General features: G+C 70.6%; 14 protein-coding genes. 2 read left to right on the plus strand and 12 right to left on the minus strand.

Annotation, left to right across the window (positions count from 1 at the left end):
- Nucleotides 1-62 precede the first annotated feature (62 nt).
- Nucleotides 63-728 carry a phosphatase PAP2 family protein gene (locus tag BRX43_RS02695; protein ID WP_125993298.1) on the plus strand — a complete coding sequence of 222 codons (666 nt, stop codon included), beginning with the start codon at nucleotides 63-65 and terminating at the stop codon, nucleotides 726-728.
- Here the strand turns inward: BRX43_RS02695 and BRX43_RS02700 are convergent.
- Together BRX43_RS02700 and galE are read right to left on the minus strand one after the other, a co-directional pair.
- Nucleotides 725-1546, minus strand: coding sequence for a CoA ester lyase (locus BRX43_RS02700; protein WP_125993299.1), 822 nt, complete (start codon nucleotides 1544-1546; stop codon nucleotides 725-727). The two genes, BRX43_RS02695 and BRX43_RS02700, sit on opposite strands and share 4 nt — an antisense overlap.
- Nucleotides 1543-2544, minus strand: a complete 1002-nt coding sequence (gene galE, locus BRX43_RS02705) for a UDP-glucose 4-epimerase GalE (protein ID WP_125993300.1) — start codon at nucleotides 2542-2544, stop codon at nucleotides 1543-1545. Before galE ends, BRX43_RS02700 begins: the two co-directional genes overlap by 4 nt.
- Nucleotides 2545-2630: 86 nt before the next feature.
- Here galE and msrA point away from each other — a divergent pair, with 86 nt between their 5' ends.
- Complete coding sequence (msrA, locus tag BRX43_RS02710) at nucleotides 2631-3167, plus strand: peptide-methionine (S)-S-oxide reductase MsrA (RefSeq protein WP_125993301.1); 537 nt, start codon at nucleotides 2631-2633, stop codon at nucleotides 3165-3167.
- Between the two features lie 62 nt (nucleotides 3168-3229).
- On the opposite strand, the gene mmsB is transcribed toward msrA, so the two are convergent.
- The 10 genes from mmsB to BRX43_RS02760 all read right to left on the minus strand — a co-directional run bounded on the left by mmsB (nucleotide 3230) and on the right by BRX43_RS02760 (nucleotide 13879).
- Nucleotides 3230-4099, minus strand: a complete 870-nt coding sequence (mmsB, locus tag BRX43_RS02715; protein WP_125993302.1) for a 3-hydroxyisobutyrate dehydrogenase — start codon at nucleotides 4097-4099, stop codon at nucleotides 3230-3232.
- Nucleotides 4100-4341: 242 nt separating this feature from the next.
- A complete protein-coding gene (locus BRX43_RS02720; RefSeq protein ID WP_125993303.1) occupies nucleotides 4342-5118 on the minus strand; it encodes an enoyl-CoA hydratase in 777 nt (258 codons plus the stop codon).
- The gene (locus BRX43_RS02725; RefSeq protein ID WP_125993304.1) at nucleotides 5111-6193 is read right to left on the minus strand and encodes an enoyl-CoA hydratase/isomerase family protein; all 1083 of its coding nucleotides are present in this window, start codon (nucleotides 6191-6193) and stop codon (nucleotides 5111-5113) included. The genes BRX43_RS02720 and BRX43_RS02725 overlap by 8 nt, the downstream gene beginning before the upstream one ends.
- Nucleotides 6190-7335: an acyl-CoA dehydrogenase family protein gene (locus tag BRX43_RS02730; protein WP_125993305.1), complete on the minus strand. Its 1146-nt coding sequence runs from the start codon at nucleotides 7333-7335 to the stop codon at nucleotides 6190-6192. The genes BRX43_RS02725 and BRX43_RS02730 overlap by 4 nt, the downstream gene beginning before the upstream one ends.
- A gap of 9 nt (nucleotides 7336-7344) precedes the next feature.
- Nucleotides 7345-7863 (minus strand): hypothetical protein, encoded by a 519-nt coding sequence (locus BRX43_RS02735; RefSeq protein WP_125993306.1) that lies wholly within the window; start codon nucleotides 7861-7863, stop codon nucleotides 7345-7347.
- Nucleotides 7864-7893: 30 nt separating this feature from the next.
- A complete protein-coding gene (locus BRX43_RS02740; protein ID WP_125993307.1) occupies nucleotides 7894-9435 on the minus strand; it encodes a CoA-acylating methylmalonate-semialdehyde dehydrogenase in 1542 nt (513 codons plus the stop codon).
- Between the two features lie 38 nt (nucleotides 9436-9473).
- Nucleotides 9474-10259, minus strand: a complete 786-nt coding sequence (locus BRX43_RS02745; RefSeq protein ID WP_125993308.1) for an ABC transporter ATP-binding protein — start codon at nucleotides 10257-10259, stop codon at nucleotides 9474-9476.
- Nucleotides 10250-11218: an iron ABC transporter permease gene (locus BRX43_RS02750; RefSeq protein ID WP_164523502.1), complete on the minus strand. Its 969-nt coding sequence runs from the start codon at nucleotides 11216-11218 to the stop codon at nucleotides 10250-10252. Before BRX43_RS02750 ends, BRX43_RS02745 begins: the two co-directional genes overlap by 10 nt.
- Nucleotides 11215-12003, minus strand: a complete 789-nt coding sequence (locus BRX43_RS02755) for an ABC transporter substrate-binding protein (protein ID WP_125993309.1) — start codon at nucleotides 12001-12003, stop codon at nucleotides 11215-11217. Before BRX43_RS02755 ends, BRX43_RS02750 begins: the two co-directional genes overlap by 4 nt.
- 1 nt (nucleotide 12004) lies before the next feature.
- Complete coding sequence (locus BRX43_RS02760) at nucleotides 12005-13879, minus strand: TonB-dependent receptor (protein ID WP_241214725.1); 1875 nt, start codon at nucleotides 13877-13879, stop codon at nucleotides 12005-12007.
- Nucleotides 13880-13939: the final 60 nt, after the last annotated feature.

Genomic DNA, 13939 nt, shown 5'->3' on the forward strand with positions numbered 1-13939 from the left:
CCATCGGAGTGCCGGCACTTTCCCTTTTGCTCCGGCACTCCGCCCTGCCTACACGGGGTGGCATGTTGCAATCCCGACCGACCCGGCCGCTGCCCAAGCCGCTGGCCGCCATCTCGCTGCTCGCCATCGCCGCCCTGCTGGCCCTGCTGTTCGGCCATTGGCTCGCCCCCGATCCGCTGGTGCTCGACCGCTCGATCATCCAGGGCCTGCGCGCCTGGGGCGGGCCGCACTGGCTGCCCGGCGTCGCGGTCGACCTGACGGCGCTCGGCGGCAGCACGGTGGTGACGCTGGTCGTGCTGCTGGTCGCCGGCTTCCTGCTGATGCAGCGGCTGTGGCTGACCGCGCTGGCGCTGGTGCTGGCGACCGCCACCGGTGGGCAGATGGTGTGGCTGATCAAGCGGACCATCGGCCGCGCCCGGCCCGACCTGGTGCCGCATCTGGTCGACGTCTCCAATGCCAGCTTCCCCAGCGGCCATGCGACCAACAGCGCGATCGTCTACCTCACCCTCGCCGCATTGGCCGCGCAGGTGGTGCGCGATCGCCCGACCCGCCGCTACCTGTTCGGCGCCGCGATCCTGCTGACCGGCGCGATCGGGTCGAGCCGCGTCTATCTGGGCGTCCACTGGCCGTCCGACGTGCTGGCCGGCTGGAGCTTCGGCACGCTCTGGGCGCTCGGCTGGTGGTGGCTGACCGCCCGGACGCGCGCCTCGATCGGCGGCGAGCGCTAGGCGAGCCCCAGGATGCGTCGCGCCTGTTTCAAGTGCGGCGCGTCGACCATCCGGCCGTCGAGTTGGAGCGCGCCCGCGCCCGGATTGGCCGCGAACAGATCGACGATCGCCTGCGCCGCCGCGCGTTCCGCGTCGCTCGGGGTGAAGGCGGCGTTGATGACCGGCACCTGCGCGGGATGGATCGCCATCATCCCCGTGAACCCGTCCCGCCGCCCGCGCGCGGCATAGGCGGCGAGCGCGTCCAGGTCGCGAAAGTCGGGGAACACCGTCTCGATCGCCGCCACGCCCGCGGCATGGGCGCCGAACAGCGTCAGCGCGCGGGCGAGCTGATAGGGCGCGGTATAGCCGCCATCCGCCTCGCGCGCGGTGGAGGCGCCGATCGCGGCAGGCAGGTCCTCCGCGCCCCAGGTCAGGCCGGCGAGATGCGGCGCGACACCGGCATAGCTGCCGAGTTGGAAAATCGCCGCCGGCGTCTCGGTCGCGACGGGCAGGATCGGCAGGCCGGCGCGCGCCGCCAGGGCCGCGACCGAGCCTGCACCCTCCGCCTTAGGCAGCATCAGCGCGTCGGGTCTCGCCGGCAGGATCGCCGCCAGATCCTCCTCAACCAAGCCGGAATCGAGCGGATTGACCCGTACGATCAGCGGCAGCGTGCGCGCTTTCCGCAGGAATCCCGCCACCGCCAGGCGCGCCGCCGGCTTGGCGGCGGCGGCGACCGAATCCTCCAGGTCGAGGATCAGCGCGTCCGCGCCGCAACCGGCCGCCTTCGCCATCCGCTCCGGCCGGTCCCCCGGCACGAACAGCAGCGAGCGCCAGCTCACCGGCGCCGCTCCGCCAGCGCCCGCTCCCAGGCCAGCGCATCGCGGATGATCCCGCCCAGATCGTCATGCGCGGGCCGCCAGTCGAGCGTCGCCAGGATCTTGGCATTGTCGGCGACCAGTTCCGCCGGATCGCCCGCGCGGCGTCCCTCATAGCGACGCTCGATCCGCATGTTGGTGACGCGATCGACCGCGTCGAGCACCTCGTTGACCGAGAAGCCCCGGCCATAGCCGCAGTTCATGACGTGGCTCTCGCCCGGATGTTCGACCAGCTTCGCAAGCGCCGCGACATGCGCCGCCGCCAGGTCGGTGACATGGATATAGTCGCGCACGCCGGTGCCGTCGGGCGTCGGGAAGTCGGTGCCGAACACGCCGACGCCATCGCGCTTGCCGGTCGCCGCCTCCACCGCGACCTTGATCAGATGGGTCGCGCCCGCGGTCGACTGGCCCGACCGCCCCGCCGGGTCGGCGCCGGCGACGTTGAAATAGCGCAGCGCGCAATAGTTGATCGGATGCGCGGCCGCGACATCGGCCAGCATCGTCTCGGTCATCAGCTTCGACATGCCATAGGGGTTGATCGGCCGCTTGGGATCGTCCTCGCCGATCGGCATCCGCTCGGGCGTGCCATAGGTGGCGGCGGTCGAGGAGAAGATGAAGTGCGGCACCCCCTCCTCGACCGCGCTCTCGATCAGCGCGCGCGAGGCGGCGGTGTTGTTGCGGTAATATTTGAGCGGGTTGCTGACCGACTCCGGCACGATGATCGATCCGGCGAAATGCATGATCGCGCGCACCCGGTGGTCGCGGATCGCGACGCGCACCGCCGCCTCGTCCGCCACATCGGCCCGGACGAAGGCCGCGCGCGGATCGACCGCCCAGTCGAAGCCGGTGACGAGGTTGTCGAGAACCACCACGTCATAGCCGGCATCGAGCAGCGCCAGCACGGCATGGCTGCCGATATAGCCGGCCCCGCCGGTCACCATCACCTTGCCGTCGATCGTCATCGCTTCGCTCCAGGGCCCTTATGGGCACGCAGCCCTTTGCGGTCGCGTTAGCGCGTTCCTATCTGGGGGGAAAGGAGACCATCTTCATGACCGAATATGCGACGCTGGCCGGAGGCTGCTTCTGGTGCACCGAGGCGGTGTTCAAGGACGTGATCGGCGTGGAGAGCGTCGAGAGCGGCTATATCGGCGGCACCGTCCCCAACCCGACCTACAAGCAGGTCTGCGGCGGCGACACCGGCCATGCCGAGGCGATCCGCGTCGGCTTCGATCCCGACCGCATCCGCTATGCCGACCTGCTCGACATCTTCTTCGCGACGCACGACCCGACCCAGCTCAATCGCCAGGGCAATGACGTCGGCACGCAATATCGCTCGGCGATCTTCCCCGCCGACGAGACCCAGGCGGCCGAGGCGCGCGCCGCGATCGAGCGCGCCGGCGAGGATCATGGCCGCATCGTCACCACGATCGAGCCGATGAGCGAATGGTATCCGGCCGAGGGCTATCACCAGGATTATTGGGAGACGTCCGGCCGGTCCAATCCCTATTGCATGGCGGTGATCCCGCCCAAGCTCCAGAAGCTGCGCAAGAGCTTCGCGGCCCGGTCCCGCGCGGCGACCGTCTGAGCGTAACATCCTGTTGACGCGCCGGGTGGATGGGCGGTGGTACGGCACCACCGCCCGGTCCGTTACAGGCTCCTGATGATCCCGGAGAAGTCGACCGGCTCCGGGTTCGCCGCGACGAACGCCTCGTAGAGTTCGGCGGCGCGCGCGCCCATCGGTGTGCCCGCCCCGACCTGCGCCGCCGCCTCGCGCGCCAGTCGCAGGTCCTTCAGCATCAGCGCCGCCGCGAAGCCGCCCTGATAGTCATGGTCGGCCGGCGTCGTCGGACCGACGCCCGGCACCGGGCAATAGCTGGTCAGCGACCAGCTCTGCCCCGAACTGACCGAGGCGATGTCGAAAAAGGCCTGCGCCTCCAGCCCCAGTTTCTCCGCAAGCCCGAACGCCTCGCAAGTGGCGATCATCGTCGCGCCCAGCACCATGTTGTTGCAGATCTTCGCCGCCTGGCCGGCCCCGCTGCCGCCGGCATGGATCACCGCCTTGCCCATCGCCGCCAGATAGGGCCGGGCGCGGTCGAACGCGGCCGACGCACCACCGACCATGAAGGTCAGCGTCCCCGCCGCCGCCGCCGCGATCCCGCCCGACACCGGCGCGTCGACCGCCGCGAAACCGCGCGCGGTGGCGGTATCGGCGACGCGGCGCGCGGTGGCGACGTCGATCGTCGAACAGTCGATCAGCAACGCGCCAGGCACCAGCGCCTCCAGGATCTCCGCCTGCACCGCTTCGACATGCCGGCCGGCGGGCAGCATCGTGACGACCGCCTCCACGCCCTCGGCCGCAGCCCGCGCGCTGGCGGCGGGGTGGCAACCGGCCTGTTGGGCGCGCGCCAGCGCCTCGGCGGAAAGGTCGAAGGCATGGACCTCATGCCCTGCCTTCGCCAGATTGGCGGCCATGCCGCCGCCCATATTGCCCAGTCCGATAAAGGCGATGCGTGCCATGTCGTCGATCCTCTCTCCGGCCGCCGTCCTTGCGGTGGCTCTTCCTTGATTCACGCCTCGACTGGAGCGAGGCCTTTGTGACGTCCCCTACCGTGCTCCTGCGGAGGCAGGAGCCTGGAGCCGGGTGAAACAACGCCTTGCGGGGTGTGCAACCTCGGGCTCCTGCCTCCGCAGGAGCACGGTAGGATTGCCGACGGCTTTCCTACCGGATCGCCAGCCGAATGCGGTGCCTCATACTCCCCTCACCGCCCGCTCCACGCACCGGCGCGCTTCTCGACGAACGCCGCCATGCCCTCCTTCTGGTCGGCCGAGCCGAACATCCCGTGGAACAGTCGCCGCTCGAACTGCACGCCCGACGCCAGCCCGGTCTCGAACGCGTAGTTGACCATCTCCTTGTTCGCCAGGATCGCAAGCGGGGCCATGCCGGCGATGGTGGTGGCGGTCTTCACCGCCTCTTCGACCAGATCGGCGGCGGGGATGACCCGGCTGACCAGCCCGGCGCGTTCCGCCTCGGCGGCGTCCATCATCCGGCCGGTCAGGCACATCTCCATCGCCTTGGCCTTGCCGACCGCGCGGGCCAGCCGCTGCGACCCGCCCATGCCCGGCGTCACCGCCAGCTTGATCTCCGGCTGGCCGAACTTCGCATTGTCCGCCGCCAGGATGAAGTCGCACATCATCGCCACTTCGCAGCCGCCGCCCAGCGCATAGCCGGACACCGCCGCGATCACCGGCTTGCGCGTGCGGGTGAACTGGTCCCAGCCGGCGAAGAAGTCGTGCGCGTACATGTCGGCAAAGCCTTGCGCCTGCATCTCCTTGATGTCCGCGCCCGCCGCGAACGCCTTGGCGCTGCCGGTCAGCACCGCGCAGCCCTGGCTGGGGTCCGCCTCGAACACCGCCATCGCCGCCAGCAGGTCGGACAGGAGCTGCGCGTTGAGCGCGTTCAGCGCCTCCGGCCGGTTGAGCGTGACGAGCGTGACGGGGCCACGCTGCTCGACCAGCAGGGTTTGATATTCAGCCATGATCGTCTCCATCGGGGGTCCAGGCCTCGGTCTCGGGCAGGGGTGCGAAGATCTGGTCGATCAGATGGTCGCTGACGCCGTCCAGCGTCGCCGGCTGCCAGCGCGGCGACTGGTCCTTGTCGACGATCAGCGCGCGCACGCCCTCGACCAGGTCGTGGCGCTGCACGACGCGCGAGGCGACCGCATATTCCTGTCGCATCTCGTCCTCGAAGGTCGCCATGCTCCGGCCGTCGAGCACCAGTTTCAGCGACACCTTGAGCGCCTGGGGCGACTTGGTCGCCAGCGTCGCATGCTGCGCCCTCGCCCAGTCGCCGCCATCCGCCTCCAGCGCGGCGACGATCTCCTCCATCCGGTCGGCGGCGAAGAGGCGGTCGATCGCCTCCCGATCCGCCAGGATACGCGCCTCGGGCGCCGGCGCCGACAGGTCGGACAGGATCGCCTCGATAGCCTGCGGATCGGCAGTGATGCGGTGCTTGGCCTCGTCCAGCGCGGCGGCGGACAGATAATGGGTGGCGAGACCCAGCGCATGCGCCTCCGCCCCGTCCAGCCGGTGGCCGGTCAGCGCCAGATAGACGCCGATCCGCCCCGGCAGCCGCGACAGATACCAGCCGCCGCCGACATCGGGGAACAGGCCGATCCCCGTCTCCGGCATGGCGAACTTCGTATTCTCGGTCGCGATGCGGTAGCGGCTAGGCATGGCGATCCCGACGCCGCCGCCCATGGTGATGCCGTCCATCACCGCGACGATCGGCTTGGCATAGGTGAACAGCCGCGCGTTCAGCCGATATTCGGTGGCGAAGAAGCGCCGCGCCGCCGCGCCGTCGCCCGCGCCGCTTTCCGCGATCAGGCGGATGTCGCCGCCCGCGCAGAAGCCGCGCGACCGCTTCGGGTCGCCATCGGGGGCCGGCAGATGGTCGAGGATGATCGCCTCGACGCCGGGCTCCATGCGCCATGCCTCCAGCGCCGACAGCATGGCGACGCACATGTCGCGATTGAGCGCGTGGATCGCCTGTGGCCGGTTGAGTCGCAACCGCCCGACCGCGCCCTCGGTGGTGGCGATCAGGTCCTGGGTCATGCCCGCGTCAGCTCCCGGCCGATGATCATGCGCATCACCTGGTTGGTGCCCTCCAGGATCGAATGGACGCGCAGGTCGCGCCAGAAACGCTCGATCGGATAGTCCATCAGATAGCCATAGCCGCCATGGAGCTGGAGAGCGCGGTCGACGATCGCCGAGCCGTTGTCGGTCGCCAGCCGCTTGGCCATGGCGGCGAACTTGGTCTTGTCGGGCGCACCCGCCGTCACCTTGGCGGCGGCCATGTAGAGCAGCGCGCGCGACGCCTCCAGGTCGGTCGCCATGTCGGCGAGCGTGAACTGCGTGTTCTGGAAATCGGCGATCGGCTGGCCGAACTGCTGGCGGTCGCGGGTATAGGCGATCGACTCGTCCAGGCAGCGTTGCGCGCCGCCCAGCGAACAGGCGCCGATGTTCAGCCGCCCGCCGTCCAGCCCGGACATGGCGATGCGGAACCCCTCACCCTCCGCGCCGACCAGATTCTCGGCCGGCACGAACACATCCTCCAGGACGACCTGCGCGGTCGGTTGCGAATGCCAGCCGAGCTTGCGCTCGTTCGCGCCGAAGGAGACGCCGGGCATGTCCTTCTCGACCACCAGGCACGAGATGCCGCGCGCCTTCTCCTCGCCGGTGCGGACCATGACGACATAGACGTCGTTCTCGCCGCCGCCGGAAATGAACTGCTTGGTGCCGGTCACGCGCCAGCCCTCGCCATCGCGCACCGCGCGCGTCTTCAGCGCCGCCGCGTCGGAGCCGGACGAAGGCTCGGTCAGGCAATAGCTGGCGATCCGGTCCATCGTGACCAGCGAGGGGAGATATTTCTCCTTCACCCGCGCCGATCCGAAGGCGTCGATCATCCACGACGCCATGTTGTGGATCGAGATGAACGCGCTGGTCGACGGGCAGCCATAGGCCATCGCCTCCATGATCAGCGCCGCCTCCAGCCGGCCGAGCGCGATGCCGCCCGATTCCTCGGACACGTAGATGGAGGCGAAGCCCAGCTCCGCCGCCGCCTTGATCGTGTCGCGCGGAAAGATGTGCTTCTCGTCCCACTCGGCCGCGAAGGGGGTGATGCGGTCGGCGGTGAAGCGGCGCGCCAGCTCCTGGATCTCGCGCTGGTCGTCCGTCAGGTCGAATTGATTTTCCATGGCTCTCTCTCAGGCGGGACAGCGAACGTAACGGCTGGTCTCGGACTTCCCGCCCGGCACCGCCTTCTGGCGCACCAGCATCTTGATGTCCTCCAGCAGCGTCAGGGTCGTCCGCTCGGTCCAGTTCGCCCCCTCCCCGTTCATCGGCAGGTCGAAGGTGATCTGGGTCGGCTGCGTCTGCGTGATCTTCGTTGCTTGCCCACGCGATTCGAAGAATTCCAGGCGGTTGCCGGCGATGGTCAGCTTGCCCTTGTCCGCGCCGGTCGAGGGGTCGCAATCGGCGGCGCTCATGCCCCAGCGGCCCTGGAAGCGGGCGGGGATGGCCGTTAGCGGAGCCGGGCCGGGCACCCCGGCATTGCCCCGCGATCCCAGCGGCACGACGCTGTTCTGGGGATCGTCGGTCAGGTTTTCCGGCGTCTGCTCCTGCACCTGCGCGACCGGGACCTCGTCGCTCTGATTGTTGCCCGAGCCGCTGCCCCCGCTACACGCGGCGAGCAACAGGCTGGTGGCGATCACGACATGGCGCATGGGTCCGGCTCCCTCGGGGCGATCCATGGTTCAGCCCATGGTCGGGATGACGAACGCGTCCTGCACCCGCGCGGGTCCGCCATCCTCCGCGCCGCGCGGCAGGTCGACCGCGCCGTCGGGCCAGCGCTGGGTCACGGTCTTGGTCCGCGTCCAGAAGCGCACGCCCTCCATGCCGTGCTGGTTGATGTCGCCGAACGCCGAACGCTTCCAACCGCCGAAGCTGTGATAGGCGACCGGCACCGGGATCGGCACGTTGATGCCGACCATGCCGACATGGACGCGCGCGGCGAACTCGCGCGCGGCATGGCCGTTGCGCGTGAAGATGGCGACGCCATTGCCATATTGATGCTCGGAGGGCAGGCGCAGCGCCGTCTCGAAATCGGGCGCGCGCACGATCTGGAGCACGGGGCCAAAGATCTCCTCCTTGTAGCTCTGCATCGCCGGCGTCACCCGGTCGAACAGCGACGGGCCGATGAAGAAGCCCTGCTCATGCCCCTGGAGCGTGAAGCCGCGCCCGTCGACGACCAGTTCCGCGCCCTCGTCGACGCCGGTCTGGATCCATTGCTCCACCTTCGCCTTGTGCGCGGCGTTGACGACGGGGCCGTAATGCGCCTCCGCATCGGTCGAGACGCCGACCCGCAGCGCCTCGATCGCCGGGATCAGCCTGGCGCGCAGCGCGTCGGCGGTCGTGTCGCCGACCGGCACCACCACCGGCAGCGCCATGCACCGCTCGCCCGCCGAACCGAAGGCCGCGCCCGCCAGATCGGCGACCACCTGGTCCAGATCGGCATCGGGCATGACGATGCCGTGGTTCTTCGCCCCGCCCATCGCCTGCACGCGCTTGCCCGCCTCGACCCCGCGCCGATAGACATAATGGGCGATGTCGGACGATCCGACGAAGCTGACCGCGCCGATCGCCGGATGGTCGAGGATCGCGTCGACCATCTCCTTGTCGCCCTGCACCACCTGGAGGATGCCCTCCGGCGCGCCGGCCTCGCGCATCAGCTCCGCCAGGCGCACGGGGACCGAGGGGTCGCGCTCCGACGGCTTGAGGATGAAGGCGTTGCCGCAGGCGATGGCGACACCGAACATCCACATCGGGATCATCGCGGGGAAGTTGAACGGCGTGATGCCGGCGCCGATCCCCAGCGGCTGGCGCATCGAATAGACGTCGATGCCGGGGCCGGCGCCCTGGGTATATTCGCCCTTCAGCACGTGCGGGATGCCGCAGGCGAATTCGATCACCTCCAGCCCGCGCTGGATGTCGCCCTTCGAATCGGCGATCACCTTGCCATGTTCGGAGGACAGCAGCCGGGCGAGTTCGTCCATGTTCGCCTCGACCAGTTCCTTGAAGCGGAACATGACGCGGGCGCGGCGCTGCGGGTTGGTGGCGGCCCAGCCGGGCTGCGCGGCCTGCGCGACGGCGACCGCGCGGTCGAGGTCGGCGGCGGTGCCCAGCGGCACCCGGGCCTGCACCTGGCCGCTATTGGGGTCGAACACCTCGGCGATCCGGCCGCTGCCGGGCGTGGCGGTGCCGGCGGCCCCGCCGATCACATGACCGATCGTGCGCATCGAAACTCTCCTGCTCTTTTTTTGCCGCTTTGTCCGGTTCAGCCCTCCGATACAAGTCCGATCCGGCCGATCGGCACCGGCAGGCGGCGGCCCGCCTCCTCGACCATCGCGACGCGCACGCCGAAGGTCGCGGCCAGCCGCTCCGCCGTCAGGACCTCGCCGGCCGGACCGAAGCCGGCGACGCGGCCCCGGTGGAGCAGCAACACGTCGTCGGCCGCGCGCGCCGCCTGGACCAGGTCGTGCAGCACCACGACCACCCCCGCGCCCGTCGCCGCGACGCCGCGCAGCCGGTCCAGCAAGTCGATCTGATGCGCCGGGTCCAGGCTGGCGAGCGGTTCGTCGGCCAGCAGCCAGTCCGGCTCCCCCGCCAGCACCCGCGCCAGCAGCACGCGCGCCCGCTCACCGCCCGACAGCGTGCCGACCGGGCGGTCGGCGAAACCCTGCGTCGCGGTCGCCGCCATCGCCGCCGCGATCGCGGCGCGGTCGGCGTCGGACTCGCCATAGCGCGCACCCCGGTACGGCAGCCGGCCGAGCGCGACGACCTCGGCGGCGCGCATGTTCCAATGGACGGTCGCATCCTGCGGCAGATAGCCGATGCGACGGGCGCGGGCCTCGGCGGCCAGCGATGCGACCGGGCCGCCGTCCAGCGTGATCGCGCCGTCATGCGGCAGCAGCGCGGCGACGGCCTTGACCAGGCTGCTCTTGCCCGCGCCGTTCGGGCCCAGGATCGCGGTGATGCGGCCCGGCTCCAGCCGCGCCGAGACGTCCGCCAGCACGCTGCGGCCGCCGAGCGTCACGCCCACCGCATCGAGGATCAGCGCCATGCGTCGTGCCTCGCGCGGAGCAGCAGCCACAGGAAGAAGGGCGCGCCGATCAGCGCCATGGCGACGCCCAGCCGTATCTCGCCGGCGCCGGGGGTGAGCCGCACCAGGCTGTCGCCCGCCAGCACCAGCGCCGCCCCGCCCAGGCTGGCGGGCAGCAGCAGCGCGCCCGGCCGATGGCCGAAGAGCGGGCGGAGCAGATGCGGCACGATCAGGCCGACAAAGCCGATCACCCCCGTCACCGCCACCCCCGCGCCGATCGCGAGGCCGGTGCCCGCAACCACCAGCAGCCGCAGCCGGCCGAGCCGCACGCCCAGCGACCGCGCCGCCGGCTCGCCCAGCGCCAGCGCGTCGAGCGACCGGCCGGTCAGCGCGAGCAGCAGCGCGCCGAGCGCCATCGGCGGCACGGCCAGCACGACGTCGGGCCAGCTCCGGTCGGTCAGCGCGCCCATCAGCCAGTCCATCGCCTCCGCCACCACATAGGGATTGGGCGCGACCGAGATGGTGAAGGCGGTCAGCGCCCCCGCCAGGCTCGCCAGCACCGTGCCCGCCAGCACGAAGGTGACGGTGGAATCGGATCGCCAGGTCAGCGCCGCGAGCAGCGCCATCGCCCCGCCGGCCGCCAGGATCGCGGCGACGAACACGCCCGCCCCGCTGGCGGCGGCGAAGACGATCGCCACCACCGCACCCAGGGCCGCCGCCGACGAGATGCCGACCACGCCCGGATCGGCCAGCGGATTGCGCAGATAGCCCTGCAACACCGCGCCCGACAGGCCGAGCACCGCGCCCAGGGCCAGGGCCAGCACCGCGCGCGGCAGGCGAAGCTCCGCCACGATCCACCAGCGCGGATCGCCCGAGAACCAGGCGGTCAGCGGCACCACCGCCTTGCCGCAGGCGAGCGAACCCAGGAACAGCGCCGCCACCAGCAGCGCGAGCATGGTCAGATGGATCGATCGGCTCATGGCCCCTCCTGGCGGATCGCCGCGAGCCGGTCGAGCGCCGGCGGAATCGCGGGACCGCCGCAATAGAGCAGGGCCGGGTCGATCGTCGCCGCCCGGCTGTGCGGCAACAGCCGTTCGCGCAAGCTTGCGAGCCGGTTGCGGTCGGGCGCGATCACCAGGTCCGGCGGGTGCGCGACCAGCGTCTCCGCCGGCAGCCGCCCGGTAAAGGCCAGGCCATAGCCCGCCGCCGCATTGGTCAGGCCGACATGGGTCATCGCTTCATCCAGCAAGGTGCCGCCGCCATTGGCGAGGTCGCCGGAGATATAGAGCAGGGCCCGTGGCCGCCGCGCATCGGTCGGCCGGGTGCGGCGGAGCGCCCGTTCGACGTTCTGGACGATCCGCTCGCCGGCCGGAACCGCCCCCACCGCCCATGCCAGTTCGCGCACCTGCGCCTCGCTGGCGGCGATGGTGGCGGGGATGCCGAGATAGAGCGTCTTCAGCCCGGCGCGGGCCCAGGCCTCCCGCGTGGCGGCTGCGGTGAAGCTGGAGGCGACGACCAGGTCGGGCCGGAGCGCGATCACCTCCTCCGCCGTTCCCGCCGTGGCGCGGAAGCGGCGCGCAAGGGCGAGCGGGATCGAGGAGGCGCCGGGCGTTTGCGAATAATGGCTGATCGCGGCGATGCGGGCGGGCGGCACCATGTGCACCAGCATCGCATCCGCGCACGGATTGGTCGAGACGATGCCCCCGCCCCCGCCCGGCGGCTGCGCGCAGCCGGCGAGCAGGAGGGCGAGGACCAGCGCGCGCATCTCAGTCGAGCGTCACGCGGATGCCGCCATAGGCGGCGCGGCCATAGGTGCCGTAGCCGGCGATGACCCGGTAATCCGCGTCGAACAGATTGTCGACGCGACCATAGACCGACAGGCGATCGCCGATCGGCAGTTCGGCGCGCAGGCTGGCCAGCGCATAGCCGTCCAGCCGGACGCTGTTGGCGGCGTCGTCGTAACTGTCGCCGACCATCTGTACCGTGCCGCCGACCGACAGGCCGAAGGGCAGCCGATAGTCGACATTGACCGCCGCCGTCTCCTTGGGCCGGCGCGCCAGATCGAAGTCGAAGGCCGCGCCGGGCGTGCGGTTGCGGCTGTCGATATAGGAGACGTTGCCGGACACGGTCAGCGCATCGACCGGGCGCAGCGCGACGGTGAACTCGACACCCTCGGCCCGGGTGCGCTGGATATTGTCGTAACGGCCGAAGGGATAGGCCGCGCACTCGGTCGCGCCGGCGCAGTTGCGGAAGCTGATCTGGTTGCGCGTGTCGCGGTGGAACCAGGTCGCCCCGATCCGCATCCGGCCCTCCACCAGCGCCTGTTCGACGCCCAGGTCATAGTTGCGCGCCGTCTCCGGCCGCAGCGCCTCGTTCCCATAGGCGCTGTAGAGCTGGTAGAGCGTCGGGGCCTTGAACCCCTCGCCATAGCTGGCGCGCAGCGTCGTGCCGGTCGCCAGCGCCCAGGCCGCGTCCGCGCCAAAGGTGGTGCGACCGCCGAAACGCTGGTGATCGTCATGCCGCACGCCGCCGGTGACGGTCAGCGCGCGGATCGGCTGGACGATCGCTTGGCCATAGACGCTGGTGATGCCGACCGAACGCTTGAGGAAGCCGTCGTCATAGCGGCTGGTCTCATGCTCGACGCCGCCGACCAGGCGAACCGGCTCGGCCAGCCGGAAATCACCCTGATATTCATAGCGTTCGGACCGGCCCCGGCCGATGAAGCTGGGTTCGGTGCCGAAGGCGGGCTCGTAATTGTCGCGGTTGATATCGGCGATGGTGAAGGCCACGCGATTGCGGAAGCGGCCGTCCAGCAGGTTCGCATGGACGCCGGCATAGCCATAGACCTCCTGCGTCTTGGCATAGTCGGCAGTGTCGGCCAGCGTGTAGTCGGGCGGCGGGAAGCCATCCAGCCCGACGCGGCTATGCGCATACCAGCCCGACAGGTCGATGCCGATGTCCTGGGTCAGCGCCACCGTCGCGCGGCCGTTCGCGCCATATTGGCGATATCCGTCCCGCTCCCGGCCATTGGCGGCGGCGGAGATGCCGTCGCTGTCCAGATAGCCGCCGGTCAGCGACAGGGCGAGCGGCCCAGTGCCGCCCGACACGCCGGCGCTGGCGAAGGCGCTGTTCGCATAGCCATATTCGGCGCGCGCATGGGCGCGGAACCGGTCGGTCGGCGCCTGGGTGATGATGTTGACGACGCCGCCGATCGCCTGGCTGCCCCAGGGCACCGAGTTCGGCCCGCGCAGCACCTCGATCCGCTCGATCGACGAGGAAAGCAGGTTGGCGAAGTCGAAGCCGCCGCCGGGCGAGGACGGATCGTTGACGCGCACGCCATCGATCACGACCAGGGTCTGCTCCGCCTCCGCGCCCCGGATGCGCAAGCTGGTCAGGCCGCCGATCCCGCCATTTCGGGTGACGGTGACGCCCGGCGTGGTCGACAGCAGGTCGGCGATCGAGACGGTCTGGCGCGCCTCGATCTCCGCCCGGTCGATGACGGTCATCGCCTGGCCGACCTCGTCCAGCTTCTGGGGCGCGCGGGCGGCGGTGACGACGATCTGGTCGTCCTCCGGGGCCGACTGCGCCAGCGCGGGAGCGGCGGCGGCAAGCGCCAGGACGGACACGGCAAATCTCAACACGAACGCATTCCCCCTCTCGGCGGCGTCCGCACCATTGCGCACGCGTCGCCGCGCGTCGTT

Source organism: Sphingomonas sp. S-NIH.Pt15_0812 (genome assembly GCF_003951315.1).
Classification (GTDB): Bacteria; Pseudomonadota; Alphaproteobacteria; order Sphingomonadales; family Sphingomonadaceae; genus Sphingomonas.

Excerpts from the sequence above, each read along its gene's own strand:
- BRX43_RS02695 (WP_125993298.1), top strand. The coding sequence starts at position 63 with ATGTTGCAATCCCGACCGACCCGGCCGCTGCCCAAGCCGCTGGCCGCC.
- galE (WP_125993300.1), bottom strand. The coding sequence starts at position 2,544 with ATGACGATCGACGGCAAGGTGATGGTGACCGGCGGGGCCGGCTATATC.
- msrA (WP_125993301.1), top strand. The coding sequence starts at position 2,631 with ATGACCGAATATGCGACGCTGGCCGGAGGCTGCTTCTGGTGCACCGAG.
- mmsB (WP_125993302.1), bottom strand. The coding sequence starts at position 4,099 with ATGGCACGCATCGCCTTTATCGGACTGGGCAATATGGGCGGCGGCATG.
- BRX43_RS02720 (WP_125993303.1), bottom strand. The coding sequence starts at position 5,118 with ATGGCTGAATATCAAACCCTGCTGGTCGAGCAGCGTGGCCCCGTCACG.
- BRX43_RS02725 (WP_125993304.1), bottom strand. The coding sequence starts at position 6,193 with ATGACCCAGGACCTGATCGCCACCACCGAGGGCGCGGTCGGGCGGTTG.
- BRX43_RS02730 (WP_125993305.1), bottom strand. The coding sequence starts at position 7,335 with ATGGAAAATCAATTCGACCTGACGGACGACCAGCGCGAGATCCAGGAG.
- BRX43_RS02735 (WP_125993306.1), bottom strand. The coding sequence starts at position 7,863 with ATGCGCCATGTCGTGATCGCCACCAGCCTGTTGCTCGCCGCGTGTAGC.
- BRX43_RS02740 (WP_125993307.1), bottom strand. The coding sequence starts at position 9,435 with ATGCGCACGATCGGTCATGTGATCGGCGGGGCCGCCGGCACCGCCACG.
- BRX43_RS02745 (WP_125993308.1), bottom strand. The coding sequence starts at position 10,259 with ATGGCGCTGATCCTCGATGCGGTGGGCGTGACGCTCGGCGGCCGCAGC.
- BRX43_RS02750 (WP_164523502.1), bottom strand. The coding sequence starts at position 11,218 with ATGAGCCGATCGATCCATCTGACCATGCTCGCGCTGCTGGTGGCGGCG.
- BRX43_RS02755 (WP_125993309.1), bottom strand. The coding sequence starts at position 12,003 with ATGCGCGCGCTGGTCCTCGCCCTCCTGCTCGCCGGCTGCGCGCAGCCG.